Consider the following 23,307-nt stretch of genomic DNA (forward strand, 5'->3'; position numbering starts at 1 on the left):
AATGTCCTGTCTGGAGGTCGTAGAACCCGGCCTTCACGTCAAGGGGCAAGGCGCACATGGCATCCACGCTGATGATCCTCAACGGACCCAATCTCAACCTGCTCGGGACCCGTGAGCCGGAAATCTACGGCCATGAAACCCTGGCCGATATCGAGGCGCTGTGCGCGAAGGCGGCCAGCGCTCACGGGCTGACCATCGATTTTCGTCAGTCCAATCACGAGGGCGCGCTGATCGACTGGGTCCAGGAAGCGCGCAACGGCTTTGCGGCGATCATCATCAATCCGGCTGCGTATACGCATACATCCATCGCTTTACATGACGCTTTAAAGACGGTTTCCATACCTGTCATCGAAGTGCATATCAGTGATCCCAAGTCGAGAGAGGCTTTTCGGCATGAATCCTATGTCGGCCTCGTTGCGACGCAAACCATCTCCGGCAAAGGGGCCGCGGGATATGCCGAAGCGGTGGCGATTGCCGCCAAGCTGATCTAGAACACGCTCGAATCCGCGATCAAAGGGGCAATACAAGAATGGCCACGTCATCGAAGTCCGGTGCAAGGAAAGAATCCGCTTTCGATCCGAAGCTCGTGCGCGAACTCGCCGAGATCCTCCGCGAAACGGAATTGACCGAAATCGAGGTCGAACGCGGTGAACTCCGCTTGCGCGTGGCGCGCACCATACAGGCCGCACCGGTTCAACAAGTGGCCGCAATGCCGGCGGCTGCCCCTGCGGCGGCTGCCGCGCCCGCTCCGGCCGCAACAACCGCTGCTCCAGCCACGGCCGGCAATGATGCCCCGGCAAATGCAACGCCTTCACCGATGGTCGGGACGGTCTATTTGCGGCCCAATCCGGACGCCGATGCGTTCGCCAAGGTCGGTGGACCGGTGAAGGAAGGCGACACCATTCTGCTTGTCGAAGCGATGAAGACCTTCAACCCGATCACGGCCCCGAAATCCGGAAAGCTGTCTGCCATGCTGGTCGAAGACGGCCAGCCGGTGGAATTCGGCGAACCGCTGTTTGTCATCGACTGACCGGCACAACGAGATGTTTGACAAAATCCTCATCGCCAATCGCGGCGAAATTGCGCTCCGGGTTCACCGCGCCTGCCGCGAGATGGGCATCAAGACAGTCGCCATCCATTCGGAAGCCGACCGCGACGCCATGCACGTCAAGCTCGCCGATGAGAGCGTTTGCGTGGGGCCGAACCCGGCCAATCAATCCTATCTGAAAATCCCGCAGATCATCGCAGCGTGCGAGATCACCGGCGCACAGGCGATCCATCCGGGATACGGCTTCCTGTCGGAAAACGCCCGCTTCGCGGAAATCGTCGAGGCACACGACCTCGTCTTCATCGGCCCGACCGCGGATCATATCCGGCTGATGGGCGACAAGATCACAGCCAAACAGGCGGTGAAAGATGCCGGCATTCCGGTGGTTCCCGGCTCTGACGGCGGCATTTCCGATATCGACGAAGCTGCCAAGATTGCTGCCGAGATCGGCTTTCCGGTGCTCGTGAAAGCTGCCGCCGGCGGTGGTGGCCGCGGCATGAAAGTCGCGGATACCCCGGAAGATTTCCGTGAAGCCGTCGAGACCGCCTCGCGCGAAGCCGAGGCCGCATTCGGTGACGGCGCGGTCTATCTCGAAAAATATTTGGGTCAGCCGCGCCATATCGAGATCCAGGTACTGGCCGACCAGCACGGCAATGTGGTGCACCTGGGCGAGCGTGATTGCTCGTTGCAGCGGCGGCACCAGAAAGTGCTCGAGGAAGCCCCCTCGCCTGCGCTCGATGCGGAGGCGCGTGAGAAGATCGGCCGGATCACCCGCGATGCGGTCTCGGCGATCGGCTATCGCGGCGCCGGAACCGTTGAATATCTCTATGAGAACGGTGAATTTTACTTCATCGAAATGAATACACGCTTGCAGGTCGAGCACCCGGTCACCGAAGCAATCACCGGGCTCGACCTGGTGCGCGAGCAGATCCGCATCGCGGCCGGCGAGAAGCTCGGCTACACGCAGGACGACATCTCCTTCGAAGGCTGGGCGATTGAGTGCCGTATCAATGCCGAAGACCCGGAAACCTTCGCGCCTTCGCCGGGCAAGGTGACCGAGTTCCACGCCCCCGGCGGCCTCGGCGTGCGGCTCGATAGCGGGCTCTATGCCGGTTATTCCATCCCGCCCTATTATGACAGTCTCATCGGCAAGCTGATCGTGTCCGGCAAGACGCGCGAGGAGACGCTGCTGCGGCTCAAGCGCTCGTTGCAGGAAATGGTGATCGGCGGCATCAAGACGACCATCCCGCTCCACCTTGCGCTGCTGGAGGAGGAAGCCTTTCTTTCCGGCGACTATCACATCCGCTGGCTGGAAAGCTGGCTGGCTGACCGCGCGAAGGACTAGGCGATGCCGGGCTTTGGGCCGGCCGATCTCCTCGATTGCTACCGCAGCGGTGTCTTTCCGATGGCGGATTCGGCGGACGATCCGTCTCTTTACCTCGTCGACCCGCCGGTCCGGGCGAACATTCCGTTGGAAGGATTCCACGTGCCGCGGCGGCTGCGCCGGACGGTGCGCCAGGACCGGTTCACCATCACGATCAACCGGGATTTCCATCAGGTCGTCGAACTCTGCGCCGCGCCAGCCCCGGATCGCGAGAACACCTGGATCAACCGGCCGATCCGCTGGCTGTATGGCGAGCTGTTCGAGATGGGACATGCGCATTCGATCGAATGCCGGAACGGGGATGATCTGGTCGGCGGCCTGTATGGTGTGTCGCTCGGCGGGGCTTTCTTCGGCGAGAGCATGTTCTCGCGCGCGACGGATGCGTCAAAAGTGGCACTTGTACATCTCGTCGCGCGCCTGAAAACCGGCGGCTTCACGCTGCTCGATGCCCAGTTCATGACCGATCATCTCAGCCAGTTCGGTGCCGAGGAAGTGCCGGCCGAAATCTATCATGCACGGCTGGCGCAAGCGGTCGTGCTAGAGGCTGATTTCCACAAACTGCCGGAAGAGGCGGACGGCGCCTACGTTCTGCAGTCAATCGGCCAGACGTCGTAGACGGCGTGTTCAAGCGGATTGAGCGCCGGGTTTGACGCAAACATCCAGCCTGAGAAGACGCGGGTGCCGCCTTCCTCGATCACTCCGTTATCGTCCTGGCGATGATCGAATATCTCGACGAAAACAAAGACTTCTGGTGTTTCTTCAGGCGGCCGCCTGCGGCAATAGCGCGGCAATATCGTCAGCGAACCGAAACGGAATTCCTCACCGATGCGGATTTCAAAGTCCTCGGTGCGGGCTGTCACCTTGTCTAGGCCGCGCATCACCAGGACATTGCCCGGACGACTGGAAAGGCTCCCATCCTGCGCCGACGCGGTGGCAAGCGGCATAGCCATCAGAACGCAAAGAAGAAAACGCCGGATCAAAGTCATGACCTCATGATGCCGCGCTGCATCGGTTCCGTCGAGAGCGATCAACCCTCGGGTGTCCAGCTTTCATAATCGCCGCTGGCCGATTGCCGGTGGCCGCCGCGAGACAGCGAGCCGGACGGCTTGTAGGCGTGCACTGTGCCGGTGAGGTTCGGCTGGTGTTCCTTTTCCCAGACATGGCGCGGTTCCCCGCCAGTGGGCGGCTCGGCATAGGTATGATGCAGCCAGCCATGCCAGGCCATCGGAACGCGGCTGGCGTCGGCATAGCCCTTGTAGATGACATAGCGGCGCTTGCGACCGTCGGACGCGGTCGCTTTCTTTTCTTCAAAATACTTGTTGCCATATTCGTCTTCGCCGACCTTCGACGCGCCTTTCATGGCAAGCGTCAAGAAGGTTCCGGGCGTGGCGTCATTCCACCAGGCGAACAATTTTCCGAGCATGGCGAGGTCCTTCGAACGGGGCAGACTCGCGCGGAATATGCCTATCCACATGTGTTTGGTCCAGTGCGCTCTGCCTGCGTTGGGCAGTGATGCCCGGAGGCGTATGATTTTGCCTGTGCGAAGTGATTCTCGCGGCGGGAGCGAACAGATGGCGAAGCCCATTTCCATGAAGTATGCGACGTTCACGCTCGATGATCCCGATGGCGGCGATTCCACCTGCTTCCGGGCGCCGGATCGATGGGATGTTGGTGCGGTGATGGCGCTGGCTGAAATCTGCGCAACGCCGCGGCCGCTCGAAACGCGCGCGAAACCGGGCAGCAAGGGCCCATCGGTGTTCCGCCCGCGTATCGTAAAAGGCGAGGCGCGCGCACCAGAGCACGATGCAGAAAAGATCATCCATCGGATCGCATTGCATTTTGCGCGGCCGCTCAAGAACGATGGGCTTATGGCCGAGCTGCAGGTTGATCTCGCCGCCCGGACCGCGCTCCCCGATGCCCATTTGTGGGCACATGCCGGTGCCGATATCGCCTATGGTGACGCCCTCCCCTCGCCGATAAATGACCCCGCGCCGCGCGTTGTACCCGCCGACACGGGCGAAGCGCGATCATTGGCGCATGATATCAGCACTGCGCGCATGGAAGCCGCGATCGGAGACGTTGGCGCGCGGGTGCTGCGCGACCGGTTGAAAGCCATTGGCGACGCGGTGGCGAATTGCGCCGGAGAAACCGAGGATTGCCTCGATCCGGCACTCAACCCGGCCCTGAGGAAAGCCCTTCAGGCGGCCCGGCGGGACGGCGCGCCCGACGAAGCGATCGAGCACGCGCTGGCGCTGGCGCGGCAGGGAGAGTTCGACGAACCGGAGATCGGCCGACAGGTCTCGTCGCCGGGCGAATCGCCGGTACTGGTTGTTTCGCCCGATCTGATTGCCGCCGAAGCGGACGATGCCGTCTGGGCGTTCCACGACGGCACGGAGGCTGACGCCCGGCAATGGTGGCAGGACATTGCGCAGTCGATCTGGAGCTTCGGTGCACCTGACCTGCGCTTCGGTGACGCCCGCGAAGCGCCGGGGCCGGTGATCCATCTCAACCTGCCGGCCATCGGGGCCGACCTGACCGCTATTCGCCAGCTCGCAGCGCGGTGGGGCCATGCGCTGCGCGGCCGGGTAAGAAAAGCCGATCCCGCCGGTACGCTTTCGCTGACCGGATTTGCAGCGCTCCTGGCGCAATGCGGGCTGGCCTATGACAGTGACGAAGCGCGGCGGCTGGCCAGGGACATGGCCGAAGCCGCGCGTGAAGCGGCAGGCGAGCGCGTCAAGGTCGGCTGTCTGGAGCCGGAGGGCGTGCTGACGCGCCTGATGGAAGCCGATTCCGCGGGCCTGGCGCCGCTCAACGACATTCTGATCGAAACCGCGACCGGGCGTCAGATGCGGAATTGCGTCATCGACGGCCTCAAGAAGCTCGGTCTCGGCTTGTCCGACAAGCGCGCGATGACGGCGTTTGCGCGACCGGCCCCAGAAGCCGTGATTGCCCTCGCCGCCGACCTGCTCGCCGTGATCGATGGACCTGTTTCCGTCGCGCTGACGCTGCCGGCCGATGCCGGGCCCGACCAGGTGGCGCGTCTCATGCGCGAGGCCGGAAGGGCCGCACTGCCCGAGCTGCGGATCATGAGGCCGGCTTCCGGCGTGACCGCCCTGCTCGACACGATCGGAGATGATATCGAGCCCGGCGAAGAGCGCATTGTCGAGAAAATCATCGAAAAAGTGGTCGAAAAGCCGATCGCCCGGCGCAAGCTGCCCGACCGGCGCAAGGGCTATATCCAGAAGGCCACGGTCGGCGGCCACAAGATCTATCTTCACACCGGCGAATTCGACAATGGCGAGCTCGGCGAGATCTTCCTCGACATGCACAAGGAAGGTGCTGCCTTCCGGTCACTCATGAACAATTTTGCGATCGCGATCTCGATCGCCCTGCAGTACGGCGTGCCGCTGGAAGAATTCGTCGATGCCTTCGTGTTCACGCGGTTCGAACCGGCGGGCGAGGTCGACGGCAATGACTCGATCCGGCATGCGACTTCGATCCTGGACTATCTGTTCCGCGAACTCGCGGTATCCTATCTGGGCCGCGATGATCTGTCCGAGGTCACACCGGACACAAGTGGCGGGATCGGGCGCGGCGTCGCCCACGAGAAATTCCTGCAGGACGACCCGGTGAAATTCATGTCAAAGGGCTTTTCGCGCGGACAACTGCCCGACAATGTCGTCATGCTGACGGCAGACATGCGCAAGGCGAAAACGGAGGCCGACGAGGCCAGTCCGGAAGCGGCCACCGACGTCTTGCCGCCCGAGAGCTATGACGGCGATCCCTGCCCGGATTGCGGCCATTTCACCGTGGCGCGCCTGAACGACGGTTCGCTGGACTGCCAGGCGTGCGGCTGGGCGAAGCGCGAAACCACCGGCAGCTAGCAGGCCGCCATGGCCTGTTCAATCGCGCTCATCGGATTTTCATCCGGGGCATGTCTTCAGGCATCGATTTCAGCTTGATCCCGTCAGTCGAGGTCGCGATTGGCGGGAAAGCGGTCTGAACCCGCCGGCGGCCAGTTGAAATTGGCTTCTTCAATGCGCTCGGCGAAATTCGGGGTCGCCTCGAGGTCCCAGGGCGCTCCGCACATGCAAACCAGTGTCAAACTCAGCAGATCGTGGTGTCCGAATGGGCGCTCATCCATGCGCGCAGCGAATTCGTTGTTGAGATGCCGCTGTCCCGAAGCGACCGCGAACATCAGCAGGTCACCTTGATTCACGTTCTCGCCGCCGGCGGCGAGAAGCTGTTCCAATATGGCTTCCGCGCCTCCAGTGTCTCCATTCTGCGCAGAGATCACCGCTTCCACCGCCACGATAGCCTCCGGCGGGGCGCTGAATGCGTTCAGCATTTGCCGAACCTCATCGTCGCGGCCAAGCACCAGCATCAGGTTCAGTCTCTCGAGCGCCAAAGCGTCGGCCTGGGTTGCGCGTGTTGCCAGTATTTCTGCCAATTCCAACGCTTCCTGATAATTGCCGGCGGCAATATGAGTTCGCATCGCCGTGGTCCATGTGGTGTCGCTTAGCGGATCACAGGCCGTCCATCTCTCCAGCAAGTCCGCGATCTGTGCTGCGCGGTCCGACAGGATTGCCATTTCCGGCAACCACATCGACGTCTGACACGTGCCATCGAGATCAACCCGGTCAAGCAGTATGCCGGCCCCTGTCCAGTCCTCGGAAAGATACTGCCGATCGATCTGCGCAAAATTTCGGAAATCCGGATCGCTGGAATTGGACTCGGCCAGATCAAGAAGCCGCGCATACTCGGTCAAGGCCTCACCATGCGCCTCCTGATCCCACTCACTCCCGATGTCCGACTGGTCCAACAGAATATAGCCGAAGCGATCACTGGAACTGTAATAGGCGGCGGCAAATCCGGGATCGTGAGCGATGGCTTCCGTAAATTTCTCATTGGCCTGTTCCAGCGTGGCATCCCTCAATTCGACGCCGTGTGCCTGTTGGAACAATTCCCGGCCGTGTTGATAAGCGACAAAGGCTTCCATGTTCGTGGTACCCGATTGCGCCATGCGCTCTCGCGCATCACCATCGAGCGCCACGCCCAGCACTTCCGCAATACTCTCGGCGATCTCTTCCTGGATCGCGAAGACATCTTCCATCGACCGGTCATAGGTCTGGGACCAGAGATGCGCGTCGTCGGCGGCACGAATGAGCTGCGCCGTGACCCGGTACTGACCGCCGGACTGGCGGACAGAGCCTTCAAGGATATGGGCCACACCAAGCTGTGCCGCGATCTCCGGCACGGACGGCATGTTTTCGCCCCTGAACTGGAAGGACGACGTGCGCGAGGTCACGATCAGGTCCGGAATGTAGGCCAGCGAATTAAGGATTTCCTCGGTCAGCCCGTCGGCAAAGTAGCGATGCTCGTCCTCCGCGCTGAAGGCCAGAAACGGCAGTACGGCGACCGACCGCGCGGGAGTCTCGACAGCCGACTCACCGGGCTCCGTCCGAGGTGTGGTGGTTTCATCAGTCGTACTGACCGCAGCCCGCAACGGCGCGTCGTCATCCCCGGCGCCGGGCGCAAATTGTTGCCAGGCCAGCAGGGCGACGACAATGGCCAGGCCTGCGATGATCGCAATATTGAGCGAGGCACCGGTGCGCGCAGTCTGGCTCTCATGTTCCGGGACGTCGTCGGTTCTCTTCATGCCTTCCGGTGTCAACTCGAAGGCCCAGGCGATGAAGATGATGACCGGGAATGCGACGATCAGCACGATCAGGGCGAAAGCGTCCGCCCAGTCCGGCAGCCGCGCAGCGCCGCCGATGACATCAACAATCTGCATCACGATCCAACCAACAACCAGATAGGCAGCGGCCACGCGGATCACATTCCGGCGCTGAAGCTCGCGTATCAACTGGTTCATGGGCTAGCCTCCGCGACCAAAGGAAAGCCGAGATCGCCTTGCGGCGGCCAGGCGAAGGTCGATTGCGTGAAACGGGCCGCGAAATCCTCGACCGCTTCCAGGTCGAAGGGGGCTCCGCAGCGGCAGGACTCGATAACGGTGATCAGGTCCAGATAGCCGTAGGGCCTGGCATCGATTTGTGCGGCGATGGCATTCGCGGTGTCCCGCTCTCCGAGGTAAGCGAACATCATCAATTCGAACCACCCCGCATTTTCCTCGGTCGCAAACGGCCGGATCACGGTTTCGGCGGCGTCACTACCCCGCATTGCCGCCAGCCGCAGGCGCTCATATTCCCAGTGAGGCTGCAGAAAAGCTTCGGCTTCGTCGAGCCGGCCGAGTCCGAGCAGCGCGTCGAAGCGTATGACTTCGGCTTCGTAATCGAGCTCGCGAGCCGCGAGATCGTCCGCCCAGTCCAGCGCAGCCTCGTAATCACCTGCGACGATCAGCGCCTGGCCATGCATCAATCGGGCTTCCGGATTGAGCGGGTCGCAGTCGACCTGACGCTGGGTGTAGGCCAGCCTGTGCTGCGGATTGTCGTAGATCGTCACGAAATCCTGCAGCCAGTTGTCATGTGCGCACTCGCGCGAGGTGATGGCGTCCTCGATGGCGCCGCGCGCGTCGGTCCAGTCATCGGAAAACAAGATCTGGTTGGCCTCGACAATGGCACGCCGCGTATCGGTCGCCGAGGTCTCCCATGCGCGTTCGAGCAGTTCGGCCTGGCGCGCCCGCGCGGTCTCGCGGCGCTCCGCATCGACGGCGTCATCGCCGGTCAGTTCCGGCTCGCTGATCTGGTGGGCATACCAGTCGCTCTGCAGAAGATAGGCCTCGGAATAATCCGGTGCCAGCGAAATGGCCGTCTCGAAATAGGCATCGGCACGCTCCAGCAGCCCGCGCTCGTCCTCGCCCTGATGGCTGCGGTCCCACAATTCCTTTCCCTGCTGGAAGGCGATGTAGGCTTCGACATTGCGGGTGCCGGAATTGCGCATGCGGCGGCGGCTGGTTTCACTCAGAACGACTTCCAGGATCTCGGCGACGCTGGTTGCAATCTCTTCCTGGATGGCAAATACATCCTCGAAATCCCGGTCATAGGTTTCTGACCAGAGATGGGTGTCATCCGCCGCTCGGATGAGCTGGGCTGTGACGCGGACGCGGTCGCCGGCGCGGCGCACCGAGCCTTCCAGGACATGGGCGACGCCGAGGCTGGCGGCGATTTCGGGAATCGGCGGCAGGTCCTCGCCGCGAAACTGGAAAGCGGACGTCCGCGAGGTCACGCGCAGCTCCGGTACCGCGGCCAGCGAATTGAGAATTTCCTCTGTCAGCCCGTCTGCAAAATAGCCGTCCTGCTCGCTGTCACTCATGGTAAGAAACGGCAGTACGGCAACGGTCAATTCCGGCGGTTCGGCATTGGCCGGAGGCTCGGGTTCCGCGTCAGCGGGGCTGACAATATTCACAGCGTCGCCGGACGCCAGCGGCGGTGCGCCAGTGCGGATGGTGCGGCTGACCGGTTGCCAGGCCAGCAATCCGGCGAACACGACGATCAATCCCATGACCGCAAAATCGAGCGGCCGGACGGGCGGAGGTGCCTCGGCCTCGTCCCAATCCCTGCTCGGTGTGCGGCGCAGACCCTCCGGCGTTAACTCGAAGGTCCAGGCCCCGAAGACAATGACTGGAAACAGGGCGACGAGGATGATCAGGGCGACACTGTCGGACCAGCCGGGCAGTCCGGCCGCACCCTCGATACCGGCGACCACCTCGAAACTTATCCACGCCGCGGCAAGATAGCCGGCAACGAACCGGAACACTTTGCGCCTGCGAAGCTCGTTTACTAACCCTCCCACTGATCACCAATCCTTCAGCGGAAAATGGAGATCACCAGGCGGAGGCCATGGAAAACCGGCCTCGCGATATCGCGCTGCGAGGTTCGGTGTGGCCTCAAGGTCAAAGGGTGCCCCGCATGTGCAGGCTTCGTAGATTTGCTGGAAACGCAGGGCCGACATGGGGCGCGTATCGGCCCGCGCCGCGGCTTCATTGGCCGCCTCGCGATCGCCCGTGAACGCAAAGATGATTGGCCGAAAAATGTCCGGTAATTCCGGTAGAGCCAGCATTTCCGCTCCGAGAAACTCGGCTTCTTCGCGATCGCCACGCAAGGCGGCCAGCTTCAGCCGCAAGAAGGTGCGGCTCGGCGCATTCAATCCGGGCTCCCCGATCCGCTGCTCGGCCTCTTCGTAATCGCCTTGGGCAATCAACAGGTTAACATCGTCATAGATGTTCCGGCTGATGTCCGGATCTATCAGTCCCAGCTCGCGGCGGCGATTGCGGGCGTCAGCCAATTCCTCATATCGCCCCATGCTGAACAGTGCATCCTCATAGGAGTTCCAGGCCACAAAATTCAACGGATCGCATGCCAATTGCCGCGCCCGGAAATCGATGATGGCCTGGGACGCGGCCGACATCGTCAGAAAGGTGTCGACATAATTGTCTTCGATGCAATTTCCCTGGCGGACGATCAGGTCGAGCACCGCTGGCGCCTGCGACCAGTCTTCGGAAAACAGTATGCGGTTGGCTCGCGCGACCGCCGCCCGCACATTGTCCTGCGCCGTCTCTTCGGCCAGCGCCAGCAATCGTGCGTGTTCGGCCCGCGCGGCCTCGAAGGCGGCGTCATCGAATTGGTTGACGGTAGATCCGCCTAGCGATGAAGGCGCAGCAGTGGCGGCCAGCGAAATCATTTCGTGGGCGAACTGGTCGCTCAGGAGAATGTAGGCTTCCGTGAATTCCGGGTCGAGTTCGATAGCCCGCTGGAAATAAGGGGCGGCGGCGTCCAGCTCCAAGGCCCGGCGGGTCGCATGATATTCACGCCAGATCCGCTGGCCCTCGCGAAATGCGATGAAGGCCTCCAGATTGCCGGCTCCGGAATTGCGCATGCGGGTGCGCGCGTCTTCATCCATGGCGACTTCCAGCACTTCGGCGACGGCGACGGCGATCTCTTCTTGGATGGCGAAGACATCATCCAATACGCGGTCATAGGTCTGCGACCACAAATGCGCATCATCGGAGGCACGGATCAGCTGGGCGGTGACGCGGATGCGGTCTTCGCTACTGCGCACCGACCCTTCAAGAATGTGGGCCACGCCGAGCAGGCCGGCGATTTCCGGGATCGAGGGAATATCCTCGCCGCGGAACTGGAAGGACGAGGTGCGCGAGGTCACCCGCATCTCCTGCACTGCGGCCAGCGCATTGAGAATTTCCTCGGTCAGCCCGTCGGCGAAGAACTGGTCGCGTTCCTCGCTGGAAAAAGCCGCAAAGGGCAGGACGGCAATCGACTGGTCGGGCACGGTTGTCGAGGGCTCGACTGGCGTCGGCCGGCTTGCATCGCCGGCCCCCACAGCCTGCTCCTGAACATTGGCTTCTGCCAATTGCGGCGCAGCTGAACCCGGTGCCAGTCCGCGCCAGGCCATGATCACGACCAGCAAAAAAACAGCGGCCAGGATGGCGATGTTCAAGACCTGGCCCGTCTGGGCTGTCCGGCTATCCTCTGCCGGAACAGCCGACGTTTTCTTCACCCCCTCCGGTGTGAGTTCGAACGCCCAGGCTACGAAAAGGACAACCGGAAAACCGACAATCAGAATGATCAGGGCGAAGCTGTTGGCCCATTCCGGCATGTGCGCGGCATCGCCGATAACATCGACGACCTGCATGACGATCCAGCCGACCACGAGATAGGCTGCGGCGACCCGGATCACATTCCTGCGTTGCAGTTCGCGGAATAGCTGGCCCATCTTCTCTCCCCTGCGTCCCGCCATCGCATGTATTAAGAAATAACTCAATGAAATCCGCTAAAAGGCGCAAATAAACGCGCCCGGCCTGCATGTTGCAGCCTGGGGGTGGAATGTTCAGGAGCGCTCCAGCATGACACGCCTTGCCAGCCTTGCCGCACTGATGATCGCCCTTGCCCTGCCCGCTCATGCGCAGGACAGCAGCCAGATCTCGCTTGTCCAGAACGGTCAGTCCTGTCCAGGCTGCAACCTCTTCCAGGCCGATCTGTCGTATCGCGATCTCCCGAATATCGACCTGTCCGGCGCCCGGCTGCGTCAGGCCAGCCTGGCGCTCGCCACCATGAATGGCGCAAATTTCAGCGGTGCCGACCTGTCGATCGCCTACATGTTCGGCGGACGCTTTACAGGCGCAAGTTTTCGCAACGCCAACCTGGAGAACGCCAACCTTGTCGGCGTCTATTTTGGCCGCGCCGACCTGGCCGGTGCGCGGCTGTCGGGAGCGATCCTGTCCGGTGCCGAGATGGAGCGTGTGCGGGGGCTGACCCAAGGCCAGCTCGATGGTGCGTGCGGCAACATCGAGACACGATTGCCACAGGGCTTGCGCATTCCGCAATGCTGATCAGAATGTCGGCGGAGTTACAGCGATTTAAGTCGTCAACGCCATGATTTTTGCCTATCTGCTAGTGGCGTGAAACAGATTACCCATCATATCCTTGCGGGCCTCTGCCTCGCGATGGTTTCCGGCGCGGCTCAAGCGGGCGACGATTACCCCCATCGTACGATCACGATTTCCGGCCAGTGCCACAGTTGCGACCTCGCTCGCGAGAACCTCTACGGCTCGCAGATCATCGGGGCGTCGCTGATCGAAGGCAATCTCGACGATACCAACCTCAACCAGGCTGTGATCGTCGAATCGCGTTTCATCGCCTCAAGCCTGATGCGTACCGATTTTACCACGGCGCGGCTGTCGGGCGTGATGTTCCAGGAATCGGACATGCAGGACACTGTATTCGCCAACATGCATGGCGAACGCCTGCGATTTGACGGATCCAATCTTGCCCGCGCCGATCTGTCCGGTGCGTTGATGATCCTCGCGAATTTCATGGAGACGGACCTCACCGACGCGCGTTTCACCAATGCGCGCCTGTTCAATTCGCGGTTCGACGGTGCAACGCTGGACGAGACCGATTTTGCCGCCGCCAGCATGCCCGGCGTGATTTTGCGTGGAATCGAAGGGCGCGATCCCGTGTTCACAGGGGCAGATTTGCGCGGCGCCGATATGACCGGCGCACGGTTTGTCCGCGCTGATTTTACCGATGCCATTCTCCACGGCGCGCGCCTTGCGGGTACCGTGATGATCGAAGTCGAAGGCCTGACCGCCGAGGCTCTTCGGGGCGCTTGCCGGACGTCAGACAGCCAATTGCCCGAGGGAATCGACTTGAGCGATTGTCGCAACGTGCCACGCGATCGCCAGGTCAGTATCGACCGCCCTTCCTTTCGCGTGTGGGTGACGACTGGCGACGAGGATGGCGTCACCATACTGCCGCATGGCAGCCGGCCTGTTCTGGTCGAGGAAATCCGGGACGAACAACGGCGCGCCATCGCCGAGTTCGGGGCGATGAGAGAAACGCTGGCAGAATCACGCCGCGCGGTCGCAGAAGCCGAAAGCCGTTTGCGGGATCCGCGTGTCAGCCGCGAACAGCTCCGGGAGCTGGAAGCGGAAATCGCCGAAGAACTTCGCGACGTCGAGGAAATCGAATCCGAATTGCTGGAACAGGAAGCAGAGCTGATCGAAGAGGTGCGCGGCAATCCGGAACGCTTGCGCCGCGTCCAGCGCTTCGGAGAACGCCTGATTTTCACCGAGTATCCCGGTCACCGCGCGGCGGTTGACGGCGATCCGACAATTATCGTCGATGGCAATCGGTACCGGCTCAACGGCCGCTATGAATGGGTCTATGATCTTTCCATGGACGACCCGCTCGGCCCCAAGGGGCCGGGGGCACCCGAGGCACCGCCCGAGCCTGTCGGCGAGAACTGATCAGGCCTTCTTCGCGTCCGGCATGACGACCCGCAGATTCAGCTCGCGTAACTGCGCTGCATCGGCCTCTGCCGGCGAATTCATCAGCAAATCGGCTGCTTGCTGATTCATCGGGAACAGGCTGACTTCGCGCAGGTTTTTCGCTCCAACCAGCAACATTACGATGCGGTCGACGCCGGCGGCCATGCCACCGTGCGGCGGGGCGCCGTACTGGAAGGCACGATAAAGCGCACCGAAGCGATCCTTGACCACTTCAGGTCCAAGACCGGTGATGCCGAACGCCTTGATCATGGTTTCCGGGATGTGGTTCCGGATCGAGCCAGACGCAATCTCGAACCCGTTGCAGACCAGATCGTATTGCTGGGCCTTCAGTGCCAGCAGGGCGTCGGTGCCTTCGGCCTCTGCAGCCTCGAGCGCGGCCAGACCGCCACGCGGCATGGAGAACGGGTTGTGCGAGAAGTCGATCTTCTTGTTGTCCTCGTCCCATTCATACATCGGGAAATCGACGATCCAGGCCAGCGCAAACCGGTCCGCGTCGACGAGGTTCAGCTCGGACCCGACGCGATCTCGCGCCTTGCCGGCAAAGGACGCGAATTCCGAAGGCACGCCGGCAACGAAGAACACGGCGTCGCCGTCATTCAGGTCGAGCTGCTGGCGAACCGCATTGGTGCGGTCTTCACCAATATTCTTGGCGATCGGGCCTGCGCCCTCCCCGTCACGGAAAAAGATATAGCCAAGCCCCGGCTGGCCTTCCTTCTGTGCCCAGGAGTTCATGCGGTCACAAAAGGCGCGGCTGCCACCCGACGGAGCGGGCACGGCCCAGACGCGGACCTTCGGGTTCTTTTCGATCATGCCCGCGAAAATCTTGAATCCCGACCCGGCGAAATGTTCGGTGACATCCTGCATCTCGATCGGATTGCGCAAATCCGGCTTGTCGGTGCCGTATTTCGCCATCGCCTCGTCATAAGGGATACGCGGAAACTCGGCGGTCACAGGCTTGCCTTCGGCGAAATCCTCGAAGATCTCGCGGATGATCGGCTCCATCGTCGTGTAGACGTCTTCCTCTTCCACGAAACTCATTTCGACGTCGAGCTGATAGAACTCGCCGGGAAGACGGTCCGCGCGCGGATCCTCGTCACGGAAACAGGGCGCGATCTGGAAATACCGGTCAAAACCGGAGACCATGACCAGCTGTTTGTATTGCTGCGGAGCCTGAGGCAGCGCGTAGAACTGGCCCGGATGCAGGCGGCTCGGCACCAGGAAATCGCGCGCACCTTCGGGCGAGGACGCCGTCAGGATCGGTGTCGCGAACTCGAAGAAGCCGGCGCCTGCCATCTTGTCGCGCATGGCGCGGATGACTTCGACGCGGCGCATGATGTTGGCGTGCAGAGTTTCGCGGCGCAGGTCGAGGAAGCGGTGCTTCAGGCGCACTTCTTCCGACCATTCCGGCTCGCCGAACACCGGCATCGGCAATTCTTCTGCGGCGGACAGCACATCGAAGTCCTCGACGCGCAGCTCGATCTCGCCGGTGGGCAGGTTCGGGTTCACGGTCTCAGCCGACCGCGCCACGACCTTACCCGTGATCGTCACGACGCTTTCGACGCGTGCGCGCTCCAGCTTTTCGAAATGCGGGCTCTCCGGCTCGAGCACGCATTGCGTGAGGCCGTAATGGTCGCGCAGATCAACAAACAGAAGTCCACCATGGTCACGCTTGCGGTGAATCCAGCCGGAGATGCGGGCGGTGGTGTCGACATCGCTGGCGCGAAGCTGGGCACAGGTATGTGTGCGATAGGCGTGCATGGCGAAAATTCCGTTCCGGAAACAGGTTGAATGAGACCGGCGCGACATGGCGGAGATGAAGGGTGATTGTCAAGAATTGCGGTGTGTTTCAAACGCCGCCCCGGAGCATCACGTCCGGGAGAATCAGGTTAAGGATTCGTAACGACATGCTGGATAGCTTGGTTGAGCGAGGGACAAAACCCAATGCAGGGGGCGATGATGCGGGTATTGATAGTAGACGACGATGACGGCGATGTCCTCATCATGCAGAATTGTCTTCACGACAATGACAACAAGATCGAAGTGCTGCGTGCCTATGACGGGGGAGATGCGCTGGCCATTCTTGAGGCTGAGAACGAACCGCCGGACCTCGTGCTGCTCGATCTCAACATGCCGGGCGTTGACGGTCATGCCGCACTCAAGGCCATTCGGCAAATGCCCGACCAGGAAATGACGCCGGTTGTGGTGTTCACGACCTCATCTGCGCGTCGCGATGTCATTCTGGCGTACCAGAATCGCGCGAATGCCTTCGTGCAGAAACCCGGCAACCTCGGGCAATTCCGCGAATCCATGCGGGATATCAAGGCGTTCTGGTTGCGGACAGCGAAGACGGTCAGCCGCAGCCGATATGCCTGACCTGCCCGCGGACGACGCCCGCATACTGGAGTTGACCGAATCATATGGCGGCGTCGGCTATTGGCAGGTTGATATTGCCAACGGATCCGTTTTCTGGTCGCGCGAAGTCTTCCGCATTCACGGGATCGATCCGAAAGACGGTGAGCCGGCGCTCGAAGACGCGATCAATTTCTATCATCCCGATGATGTGCCCATGGTTCAGGCGGCGGTTGATGCGGCTTCGGCCGACGGCAAGCCGTTTCAGTTCTACGGCGCGCGCATTGTCGGGAAAGATGGAGAGATTCGACACGTTTTTTCGCACGGCGAGGTCACCAATGGCGCCGATGGCCAACCGGTGCGCATTTCCGGTGTGTTTCGGGATGTCACTGACGAGGTCGCCCGCAATACCGACCTCAAGACCCACAGGTCCCGATTCGATCTGCTGGTGCAGTCGGGCATCGGCATCTGGGAATGGGACCTGCAGAAAGACCGTGTCTGGGCATCGCGCAAGCTGGCCGAAATACTGGGACTGCCTGCTGCGGATATCGATCTGTCGCTGACGGAATTCCTGTCGGGCATGTCCGCGGACGTACAGGCAGATATACGCCAGAAACTCGCCGCACATGTCGAGGACGGCACGCCCTATCTGGTCGAGCACACCGCAAATGCCCGGGATGGCAGGACTATCTGGCTGCGCTCGCGGGGCCAGGCCGAATTCGATGATCACGGATTACCCGTTCGCATGGTCGGCTGGTCGGAAGATATTACCGGCTTGCGGCACAGCGAATCCGAACAGCGGACGATTTTCGACAGCGTTCCGTCAATGATCTGGCTGAAAGACGACAAGAACCGGATCCTGCGATTGAACCGCCGCGCCGCTGAAACGATGGGTGGCTCGGTCGAGGATTTCGAAGGCGCCGACACTTATGAATTGTTCGGCGACATGGCGAAGAAATACCATGAGGACGATCTCGCCGTGATCCGGGCCGGAGAACCGGTCACCGGCATGATCGAGGCCTATACTCCCGCCGGCGGCGAGGCCGGCTGGGTGCTGACCGACAAGATCCCGATGAGCAGCACGGGCGGCGCCGCTGACCGGATACTCGTTGTCTCCACGGACATCACGGCATTGCGCGATGCCGAACAGGCGCTGCGTGAAAGCGATCGCCGGTTCAAGCTGGCGGCAAGCGGTGCTTCGGTAGGAATTTGGGACTGGGTCGATACGAATGGTGAAGACGAAATCTGGTCGGACATCTTCTATCAGCTGATTGACTATGAACGCGAAGAATTGCCCGCCAATCTCTCCAATTTCAGCGACCTTCTGCATCCCGACGATCGGGAGGCGACTTTCGCGGCGGTAGACGCGCATTTCACCCGGCGGGAACCCTTCCGCGTCGAGTACAGGCTACGGCACAAGACAAAGGGCTATCGCTGGTTCCTGGGTGCCGGCCAGGCGTTTTTTGGCAAGGATGGCAAACCATTGCGCATGGTGGGCTCGATACAGGACATTCACGACCAGAAAACCGCCGAGGAGAAACTGCTGGAGACCAATCAGGAGCTTGAGCGTTTCGCCTACATCGCCTCGCACGACCTCCAGGAGCCCTTGCGCAAGATCAACCAGTTTTCCGCCCTGCTGCAGAGCGAGTTCGCCTCTGTGCTGGATGGCAACGGGCAGGTCTATCTCGATTTCCTGATGGATGCGTCGGAACGGATGCAAATGCAAATTCGCGATCTGCTGGAGTATTCCCGGGCGGGCCGCGCAGCGGTATCGATCGAGCCGGTCGATGTCGAAGCGACGGCACGCAACGCCTGGGAGGATTATTCAGAATCGCTTTCGGGCGTTGCAGCGACGCTGGACGTGTCTGGAGCGGGCCGCCTTTGCGCCGACCGGGAGCTCCTCTACCGCTTGTTGTTCAATTTGATCGGCAATTGCATCAAATACCGTTCACCGGACCGGCCGCTGGAGGTCCGCATTCGTGTCGAGGCAGCGAGCAATGGTGACGTGCTGTCCATTGCGGACAACGGCATCGGATTTGATCCGCGGCATGCCGAGACCATTTTCGCGATCTTCAATCGCCTTCATCGCAAGGAAGATTATCCGGGGACGGGGCTCGGGCTCGCCTTGTGCGAACGGGTCATGCACCTGCATGGCGGGACGATCAGGGCTGACGGACAATCCGGCAACGGTGCCACCTTCACGGCAACATTTCCCAGGCGGGAAGATGTCTAGCGAAGCTCGTGGCGAAGAACGGCAACAAACAAATCGCTGCCGACCGACCGATCCGCCAGTTCGCTGATCCGCGCATCAAACTTGCGGCGCTGCCCCTCGCGCATCAGAGCGCAGGTCACGCTTGTTGCAACGGTTCGACCATGGTCAAAAAAATCCGACCAGGTCTGGTGCGGATTATCCTGGATGAGACCTTCCCCGGCCTCGTTGGCCCAGAAGACCTGACCATGCGAATCCAGCACAAGGACGGGATCCGACATCGCTTCCAGCACAGCTTCGAACCGATGATCGGCGCCATTGGCCGGCTGCTTTTCCCTTGCTGGCGGCGCCATCACCAGATCAGCGATTTTTGCTTCGATTGTCTCGGCGGAAAGTTCTGACTTGGGCAGATGTGCAAAAGTGCGGCCGCGTTGCAGCGTGTCTGCGATGGCTGCGGCCTCAAGTCCGGTGACGAACAGGATCGGGGCCGAGCTGCAGCGGCGAACAGCGACCACATCGAAACGGAGTACCGCCGCATCCGGCAAATTGACGTCCAGTAAAATTAGATCGACGCGACTGGAACGCAGGAAGGCCAAGCCGTCACTGAGTCGGTCGCGATGCGTGTAACTGGCGACATCTAATCCGCTTGATGCCAACGCTTTGGAAACCAGCAATGCATCGCCGTGATCATCCTCGATGTGAAGGATTGCTAAAGGCTTTGGCGGTATCGCTGATATAACTGTCATTGCCATATCTGGATGGTTCGACGAGTCGGCCGAATAGGCAAGAAAACAAGGGGGTCTGCATGACGGGACTGGTCAATATAGATCGGAAAATCCATATCCTCCACGTTGAGGATGACGATGGCGATGCCTTCCTGACGGCACGCGCTTTCCGATCGATGGATACAGGGATTGAACTGCATCGGGTGACCGGTGGCCAGGATGCCCTGCAATTCCTGTCGCAGTCGGGTCCGTACGCCGGTGCACCGAGTGTCCAGTGTGTGCTGCTGGACTTGATGATGGCCAATGGCGACGGTCTGTGGCTGCTCGACCGTCTATCCGAGATGGATCAGATCAACGTGCCCCCGACCATTGTCGTCTCCGGAGACCCGGACGGCGTCGCCGACAGCCGCAAATTCCCGTTTGTCAGCTGTTCCATCGTGAAGCCGGATACGAACGCCGCATTTGAAGTCCTGCTCGAAACGGTCCGCCGCATCACGATGATGAGCGTCGGGAAAGTCGCCTAGACCGACCGGGTAGCTCTGGCTGCGTAGCACCCAGGGCTCGAATTGTGCTGGTGAATGTATTCCACTTCCGTATCCGCGAACATGGCGTCCAGCTTGCGCGCGACATCCTCGCCTTCCGCGAGTTCGGTTTGGATCATCATGTGATGCTTGTCGTAACCGCGTAGCGAGAGCGGCCTGGCTTTAAGAACATCAGCTATCTCACCTGCTGCGGGAAAGGCCTGTCTCGCCGCCTCGCGAACGAAAATGGCGTGCGCTGCCCGATACGGCGTATCGGCAGGCTGATGTGTGTAATTGAGCAAATATAGCGTCTCCCCGATCGCGGCATCCTGCAGGCTGACGCGGCAGGGAAACCCGGGCCTTGCGATCGCCGTAACCCGCCGGATCGAGCGCGCTTCGAGTTCGGCTTCCGTCAAGTCCTTGAGCCCGGAGATCACATCGACCGGCAGGGCGTGAATTTGAAACGTCATGGGATATTCCTCACTGGCGATGCCATGATCTCCAGGCCCTGGCGCAGTTTCCACCCGATTCTTGCGTTGTAAGTAATCATTCACTTGCTATGCGTTTGAGCTTGCTGTACACAGTATGTGAATGAATGCTCACTTATGTTGAAGGACGGGCGATATGGAGACCTATCTCGACAAGGACTTGCTCGAGCGCGGACCAAGGGATCGCGGCATCACCGGCAAGCCGGGATCGACCAAGGCGCGGATTGAACGCAATGCGCTGAAATTGTTTGCAGCGAAGGGCGTGGACGGTGTGTCGATCAAGGAAATCGCAATGGCCTGCGGGATTTCCGACGGTGCCATGTACCGGCATTTCAAAAGCAAGGAATCGCTGGCACACACCCTCTTCCAGGCGTTCCATGCCAATTTGCTCGACGTGCTTCGTTCGAGGATCAAACCGGGCGACAGCCTGGCGGCCACGGTGCGGGCTTTCGTCACCGCCTATTGCGAGCTCGCCGAGGCCGACCCCGCCGCCTTCGCCTATCACCTTACGGCCCGCAACACCGTGCTAGCGCGCGCCGGCGATGGCGGGGCCGACCCCTCCGCGCTGCTGGCCGGACGGCTGGAAAAGGCGATGGCCGCCGGCGATGTCCCGAAAGCGGATCCGGAGCTGAAATCAGCCATGGCGCTGGGCGTCGTGATCCAATCTGCAGAATATCGTCTCTACGGGCGGATCAGGACCCCACTCACCGATCTGGCCGACAGTTTCACGGCGGCGATCATGGCTGTCCTGAAGAGCGAGGAATAAGCCGATGCGCGCGACGGTCTTCAACCTGCTCTACTGGACGATATCCGCGTTCTACGCGGTGCTTTGCGCCCTGCTGGCACTGATCCCGGGCAAGTTCTTCCTGATGCACGGCATGCGGTCCTATTGCCGTCTTACCGTGCTGCTCATGCGCATAATCTGCGGCATCAAGGTCGAGGTACGCGGCCGGAAACCGAAAAACCAGGCCGTCATCATCGCGGCCAAGCACCAGTCCTGGGGCGATGGCATCGTGCTGGTGGCAAAAACCGGCAATGTGAATTTCGTGGTCGGCGACCACATGCTGAAATTCCCGTTGATCGGCTGGGTGCTGACCCGCGCCGGAGCCATCGTGGTGAACAATCAGGGTGGCCGCAAAGCACTGGAATCGCTGAAAGACGGCATCAACCGTTCACATGGTGAAGCTCGACCCATCCTGATCTATCCAGAAGGTCATCTGACCGAAGTCGGTACCGGCAAGCCCTATCGCAAGGGCGTTTACCGGCTGGCCACCCAGCTTGACCGCAAGGTCGTGCCGGTGGCGACCAATCTGGGCTGCTTCTGGCCGCAGCAGAAATGGGAGAAACATCCCGGCAAGGCGGTCATCGAATTCCTCGAGCCCATTTCGCCCAAGCTTGACGCGGTCACTTTCATGGCCACGCTGGAAACCACGGTCGAGGCGCACTCGCGTCGCCTGGAACAGGAGGCGCAGTCATGAGTGCCAAGATCGCCGTATCGCTGATCGGCCAACGCCGATACTGGCCGATGCTCGTTGCCCAGTCGCTGGGCGCCTTCAACGACAATTTTTTCCGCTACGCGCTGGTAACCATCGTCGCCTTCCAGGGCGTGACCCTGTTCGGCCTGAACTCGGAAATGCTGGTGCCGATTGCGGCATCGGCCTTCACCCTGCCGATCTTCCTGTTTTCCGCTATCGCCGGACGCATCGCCGACAAGTTCGACCGGACCCGCATCATGCGGTTCGCGAAGTTCGCGGAGATCTGGCTGATGCTGATCGCCGCCTCGGGTTTCATCCTGCGCGAGCCGCTCTTGCTCATCATCACCCTGTTCTTCATGGGCGTGCAGTCCGCCTTCTTTGCACCGGCGAAGAATTCCGCACTGCCAACCCTCCTGCAGCCGCACGAGCTGGTCGCCGGCAATGCGATGATCTCGGGCCTGCTGAACATATCCGTGCTGGTCGGAATCGGTTTCGGTACCGTGCTGATCACACGGGAAAGCGGGCCCGTCATCGTCGGCTCGGTCCTGGTCTTCGTCGCTATTATCGGCTGGATCTCGATGCGCCAGTTGCCGCCGGCGCCATCGAGCAATCCCGACATGAAGGTTCCGATCAATTTCGTCTGGGAAATTGTCCGCGTCTTGCGCCGCGCGTTCGAGCATCCGGCGGTCCTGCGTCCGCTTCTCGGCACCGCCTGGTTCTGGATGCTGGCAGCTTCCATCGTCACGCTGATCCCGAATTTCGCGCGCGGCGTGCTCGGCACGGATGAGACCGCCGTTCTTCTGTTCAGCGCGCTGTTCACCATCGGTGCGGCGGTCGGCGCCATTCTGTGTGGGGCGTTGTCGGGCAAGGGCGATGCCCTGCCCTTTTCCGTCGTCGGCGCGATCGGCCTCGTCGTGTTCAATGTCGATGTGGCGTTGATCACCTGGAACAATCCGCCCGTCCCGGCCGGTGCCGAACTCGTGCCCGGAATGGACTTCGTGCGCGATCCGGCCAATCGGCGGCTGCTGATCGATCTCGTCCTGGCTGCCGTGTCGGCCGGGCTCTTCGTCGTTCCGTTGCAGGCCATGGCGCAGAAGCGGTCACCTGCGGAATTGCGCGGAAGATTGCTTGCAGCCGGCGGGCTGTTGAACGCTTTCACCGCGACGCTGGGGCAGTTCACACTGGCCGCGATCGCCTTCCTCGCCCTGCCGCTGCAATCAGCGTTCCTCTACATTGCCGGGATCAGCCTGATCGTCGCCATCGTCGCATTTGTGCGGATGCTGAAACTGCGCGGTCAAAGCCCCTCGCCAAGCGGCTAGAAGCCCGTTAAACGCGAGCGCG

The 23,307-nt window shown here is 61.3% G+C and carries 21 protein-coding genes; 13 read left to right on the forward strand and 8 right to left on the reverse strand.

Going from position 1 to position 23,307, the window contains the following annotated elements; all coding sequences use genetic code 11:
• Positions 1-56: 56 nt before the first annotated feature.
• The 4 genes from aroQ to aat are packed head-to-tail and all read left to right on the forward strand — an operon-like array spanning position 57 to position 3,047.
• Positions 57-491: a type II 3-dehydroquinate dehydratase gene (gene aroQ / locus ACOOFN_RS00905; RefSeq protein WP_420432739.1), complete on the forward strand. Its 435-nt coding sequence runs from the start codon at positions 57-59 to the stop codon at positions 489-491.
• Positions 492-529: 38 nt separating this feature from the next.
• Entirely contained in the window at positions 530-1,030 is a 501-nt protein-coding gene (gene accB, locus ACOOFN_RS00910) for an acetyl-CoA carboxylase biotin carboxyl carrier protein (RefSeq protein WP_420432741.1), read from the forward strand.
• A gap of 13 nt (positions 1,031-1,043) precedes the next feature.
• Complete coding sequence (gene accC / locus ACOOFN_RS00915) at positions 1,044-2,393, forward strand: acetyl-CoA carboxylase biotin carboxylase subunit (protein ID WP_420432743.1); 1,350 nt, start codon at positions 1,044-1,046, stop codon at positions 2,391-2,393.
• Positions 2,394-2,396: 3 nt separating this feature from the next.
• Positions 2,397-3,047 (forward strand): leucyl/phenylalanyl-tRNA--protein transferase, encoded by a 651-nt coding sequence (gene aat, locus ACOOFN_RS00920; RefSeq protein ID WP_420432745.1) that lies wholly within the window; start codon positions 2,397-2,399, stop codon positions 3,045-3,047.
• On the opposite strand, the gene ACOOFN_RS00925 is transcribed toward aat, so the two are convergent.
• Both ACOOFN_RS00925 and ACOOFN_RS00930 read right to left on the reverse strand, forming a co-directional pair.
• On the reverse strand, positions 3,014-3,382 hold the full coding sequence (locus ACOOFN_RS00925) for a DUF2155 domain-containing protein (protein ID WP_420432747.1): 369 nt from the start codon (positions 3,380-3,382) through the stop codon (positions 3,014-3,016). The genes aat and ACOOFN_RS00925 overlap by 34 nt on opposite strands.
• A 77-nt stretch (positions 3,383-3,459) precedes the next feature.
• Complete coding sequence (locus ACOOFN_RS00930) at positions 3,460-3,855, reverse strand: NADH:ubiquinone oxidoreductase subunit NDUFA12 (protein WP_420432749.1); 396 nt, start codon at positions 3,853-3,855, stop codon at positions 3,460-3,462.
• 148 nt (positions 3,856-4,003) lie between these two features.
• Between ACOOFN_RS00930 and ACOOFN_RS00935 the strand changes: the two genes are divergently transcribed.
• Positions 4,004-6,316 carry a hypothetical protein gene (locus ACOOFN_RS00935; RefSeq protein ID WP_420432751.1) on the forward strand — a complete coding sequence of 771 codons (2,313 nt, stop codon included), beginning with the start codon at positions 4,004-4,006 and terminating at the stop codon, positions 6,314-6,316.
• An 83-nt stretch (positions 6,317-6,399) separates the two neighbouring features.
• Here the strand turns inward: ACOOFN_RS00935 and ACOOFN_RS00940 are convergent, their stop codons facing one another.
• Genes ACOOFN_RS00940 through ACOOFN_RS00950 form a run of 3 tightly spaced genes read right to left on the reverse strand, consistent with a single transcriptional unit; the run spans position 6,400 to position 12,122 of the window.
• Positions 6,400-8,307, reverse strand: a complete 1,908-nt coding sequence (locus ACOOFN_RS00940; protein ID WP_420432753.1) for a hypothetical protein — start codon at positions 8,305-8,307, stop codon at positions 6,400-6,402.
• Entirely contained in the window at positions 8,304-10,148 is a 1,845-nt protein-coding gene (locus ACOOFN_RS00945) for a hypothetical protein (RefSeq protein WP_420432755.1), read from the reverse strand. Before ACOOFN_RS00945 ends, ACOOFN_RS00940 begins: the two co-directional genes overlap by 4 nt.
• 39 nt (positions 10,149-10,187) lie before the next feature.
• On the reverse strand, positions 10,188-12,122 hold the full coding sequence (locus tag ACOOFN_RS00950; protein WP_420432757.1) for a hypothetical protein: 1,935 nt from the start codon (positions 12,120-12,122) through the stop codon (positions 10,188-10,190).
• Between the two features lie 130 nt (positions 12,123-12,252).
• Here ACOOFN_RS00950 and ACOOFN_RS00955 point away from each other — a divergent pair, with 130 nt between their 5' ends.
• Positions 12,253-12,738, forward strand: coding sequence for a pentapeptide repeat-containing protein (locus ACOOFN_RS00955; RefSeq protein ID WP_420432759.1), 486 nt, complete (start codon positions 12,253-12,255; stop codon positions 12,736-12,738).
• 69 nt (positions 12,739-12,807) lie between these two features.
• The gene (locus ACOOFN_RS00960; protein WP_420432761.1) at positions 12,808-14,157 is read left to right on the forward strand and encodes a pentapeptide repeat-containing protein; all 1,350 of its coding nucleotides are present in this window, start codon (positions 12,808-12,810) and stop codon (positions 14,155-14,157) included.
• On the opposite strand, the gene aspS is transcribed toward ACOOFN_RS00960, so the two are convergent.
• Entirely contained in the window at positions 14,158-15,957 is a 1,800-nt protein-coding gene (gene aspS / locus ACOOFN_RS00965; protein ID WP_420432763.1) for an aspartate--tRNA ligase, read from the reverse strand. It abuts the gene before it with no gap.
• A gap of 195 nt (positions 15,958-16,152) precedes the next feature.
• On the opposite strand from aspS, the gene ACOOFN_RS00970 reads away from it, so the two are divergent.
• Together ACOOFN_RS00970 and ACOOFN_RS00975 are read left to right on the forward strand one after the other, a co-directional pair.
• Entirely contained in the window at positions 16,153-16,572 is a 420-nt protein-coding gene (locus tag ACOOFN_RS00970; RefSeq protein ID WP_420432765.1) for a response regulator, read from the forward strand.
• Positions 16,565-18,781, forward strand: coding sequence for a PAS domain-containing sensor histidine kinase (locus ACOOFN_RS00975; RefSeq protein ID WP_420432767.1), 2,217 nt, complete (start codon positions 16,565-16,567; stop codon positions 18,779-18,781). Before ACOOFN_RS00970 ends, ACOOFN_RS00975 begins: the two co-directional genes overlap by 8 nt.
• Here the strand turns inward: ACOOFN_RS00975 and ACOOFN_RS00980 are convergent.
• Positions 18,778-19,509, reverse strand: a complete 732-nt coding sequence (locus ACOOFN_RS00980; protein ID WP_420432769.1) for a PAS domain-containing protein — start codon at positions 19,507-19,509, stop codon at positions 18,778-18,780. The two genes, ACOOFN_RS00975 and ACOOFN_RS00980, sit on opposite strands and share 4 nt — an antisense overlap.
• Positions 19,510-19,562: 53 nt before the next feature.
• On the opposite strand from ACOOFN_RS00980, the gene ACOOFN_RS00985 reads away from it, so the two are divergent.
• Positions 19,563-20,006 (forward strand): hypothetical protein, encoded by a 444-nt coding sequence (locus tag ACOOFN_RS00985; protein WP_420432771.1) that lies wholly within the window; start codon positions 19,563-19,565, stop codon positions 20,004-20,006.
• Here ACOOFN_RS00985 and ACOOFN_RS00990 read toward each other — a convergent pair.
• Positions 20,003-20,473 (reverse strand): DUF1203 domain-containing protein, encoded by a 471-nt coding sequence (locus ACOOFN_RS00990; protein ID WP_420432773.1) that lies wholly within the window; start codon positions 20,471-20,473, stop codon positions 20,003-20,005. The two genes, ACOOFN_RS00985 and ACOOFN_RS00990, sit on opposite strands and share 4 nt — an antisense overlap.
• 154 nt (positions 20,474-20,627) lie before the next feature.
• Between ACOOFN_RS00990 and ACOOFN_RS00995 the strand changes: the two genes are divergently transcribed.
• Genes ACOOFN_RS00995 through ACOOFN_RS01005 form a run of 3 tightly spaced genes read left to right on the forward strand, consistent with a single transcriptional unit; the run spans position 20,628 to position 23,285 of the window.
• Entirely contained in the window at positions 20,628-21,257 is a 630-nt protein-coding gene (locus ACOOFN_RS00995) for a TetR/AcrR family transcriptional regulator (RefSeq protein ID WP_420432775.1), read from the forward strand.
• A gap of 4 nt (positions 21,258-21,261) precedes the next feature.
• Positions 21,262-21,969: a lysophospholipid acyltransferase family protein gene (locus ACOOFN_RS01000; RefSeq protein WP_420432777.1), complete on the forward strand. Its 708-nt coding sequence runs from the start codon at positions 21,262-21,264 to the stop codon at positions 21,967-21,969.
• Positions 21,966-23,285 carry an MFS transporter gene (locus tag ACOOFN_RS01005; RefSeq protein WP_420432779.1) on the forward strand — a complete coding sequence of 440 codons (1,320 nt, stop codon included), beginning with the start codon at positions 21,966-21,968 and terminating at the stop codon, positions 23,283-23,285. Before ACOOFN_RS01000 ends, ACOOFN_RS01005 begins: the two co-directional genes overlap by 4 nt.
• The last annotated feature ends 22 nt before the right edge of the window (positions 23,286-23,307 follow it).

The organism is Hyphobacterium sp., from assembly GCF_965217055.1.
Taxonomy (GTDB): domain Bacteria; phylum Pseudomonadota; class Alphaproteobacteria; order Caulobacterales; family Maricaulaceae; genus Hyphobacterium.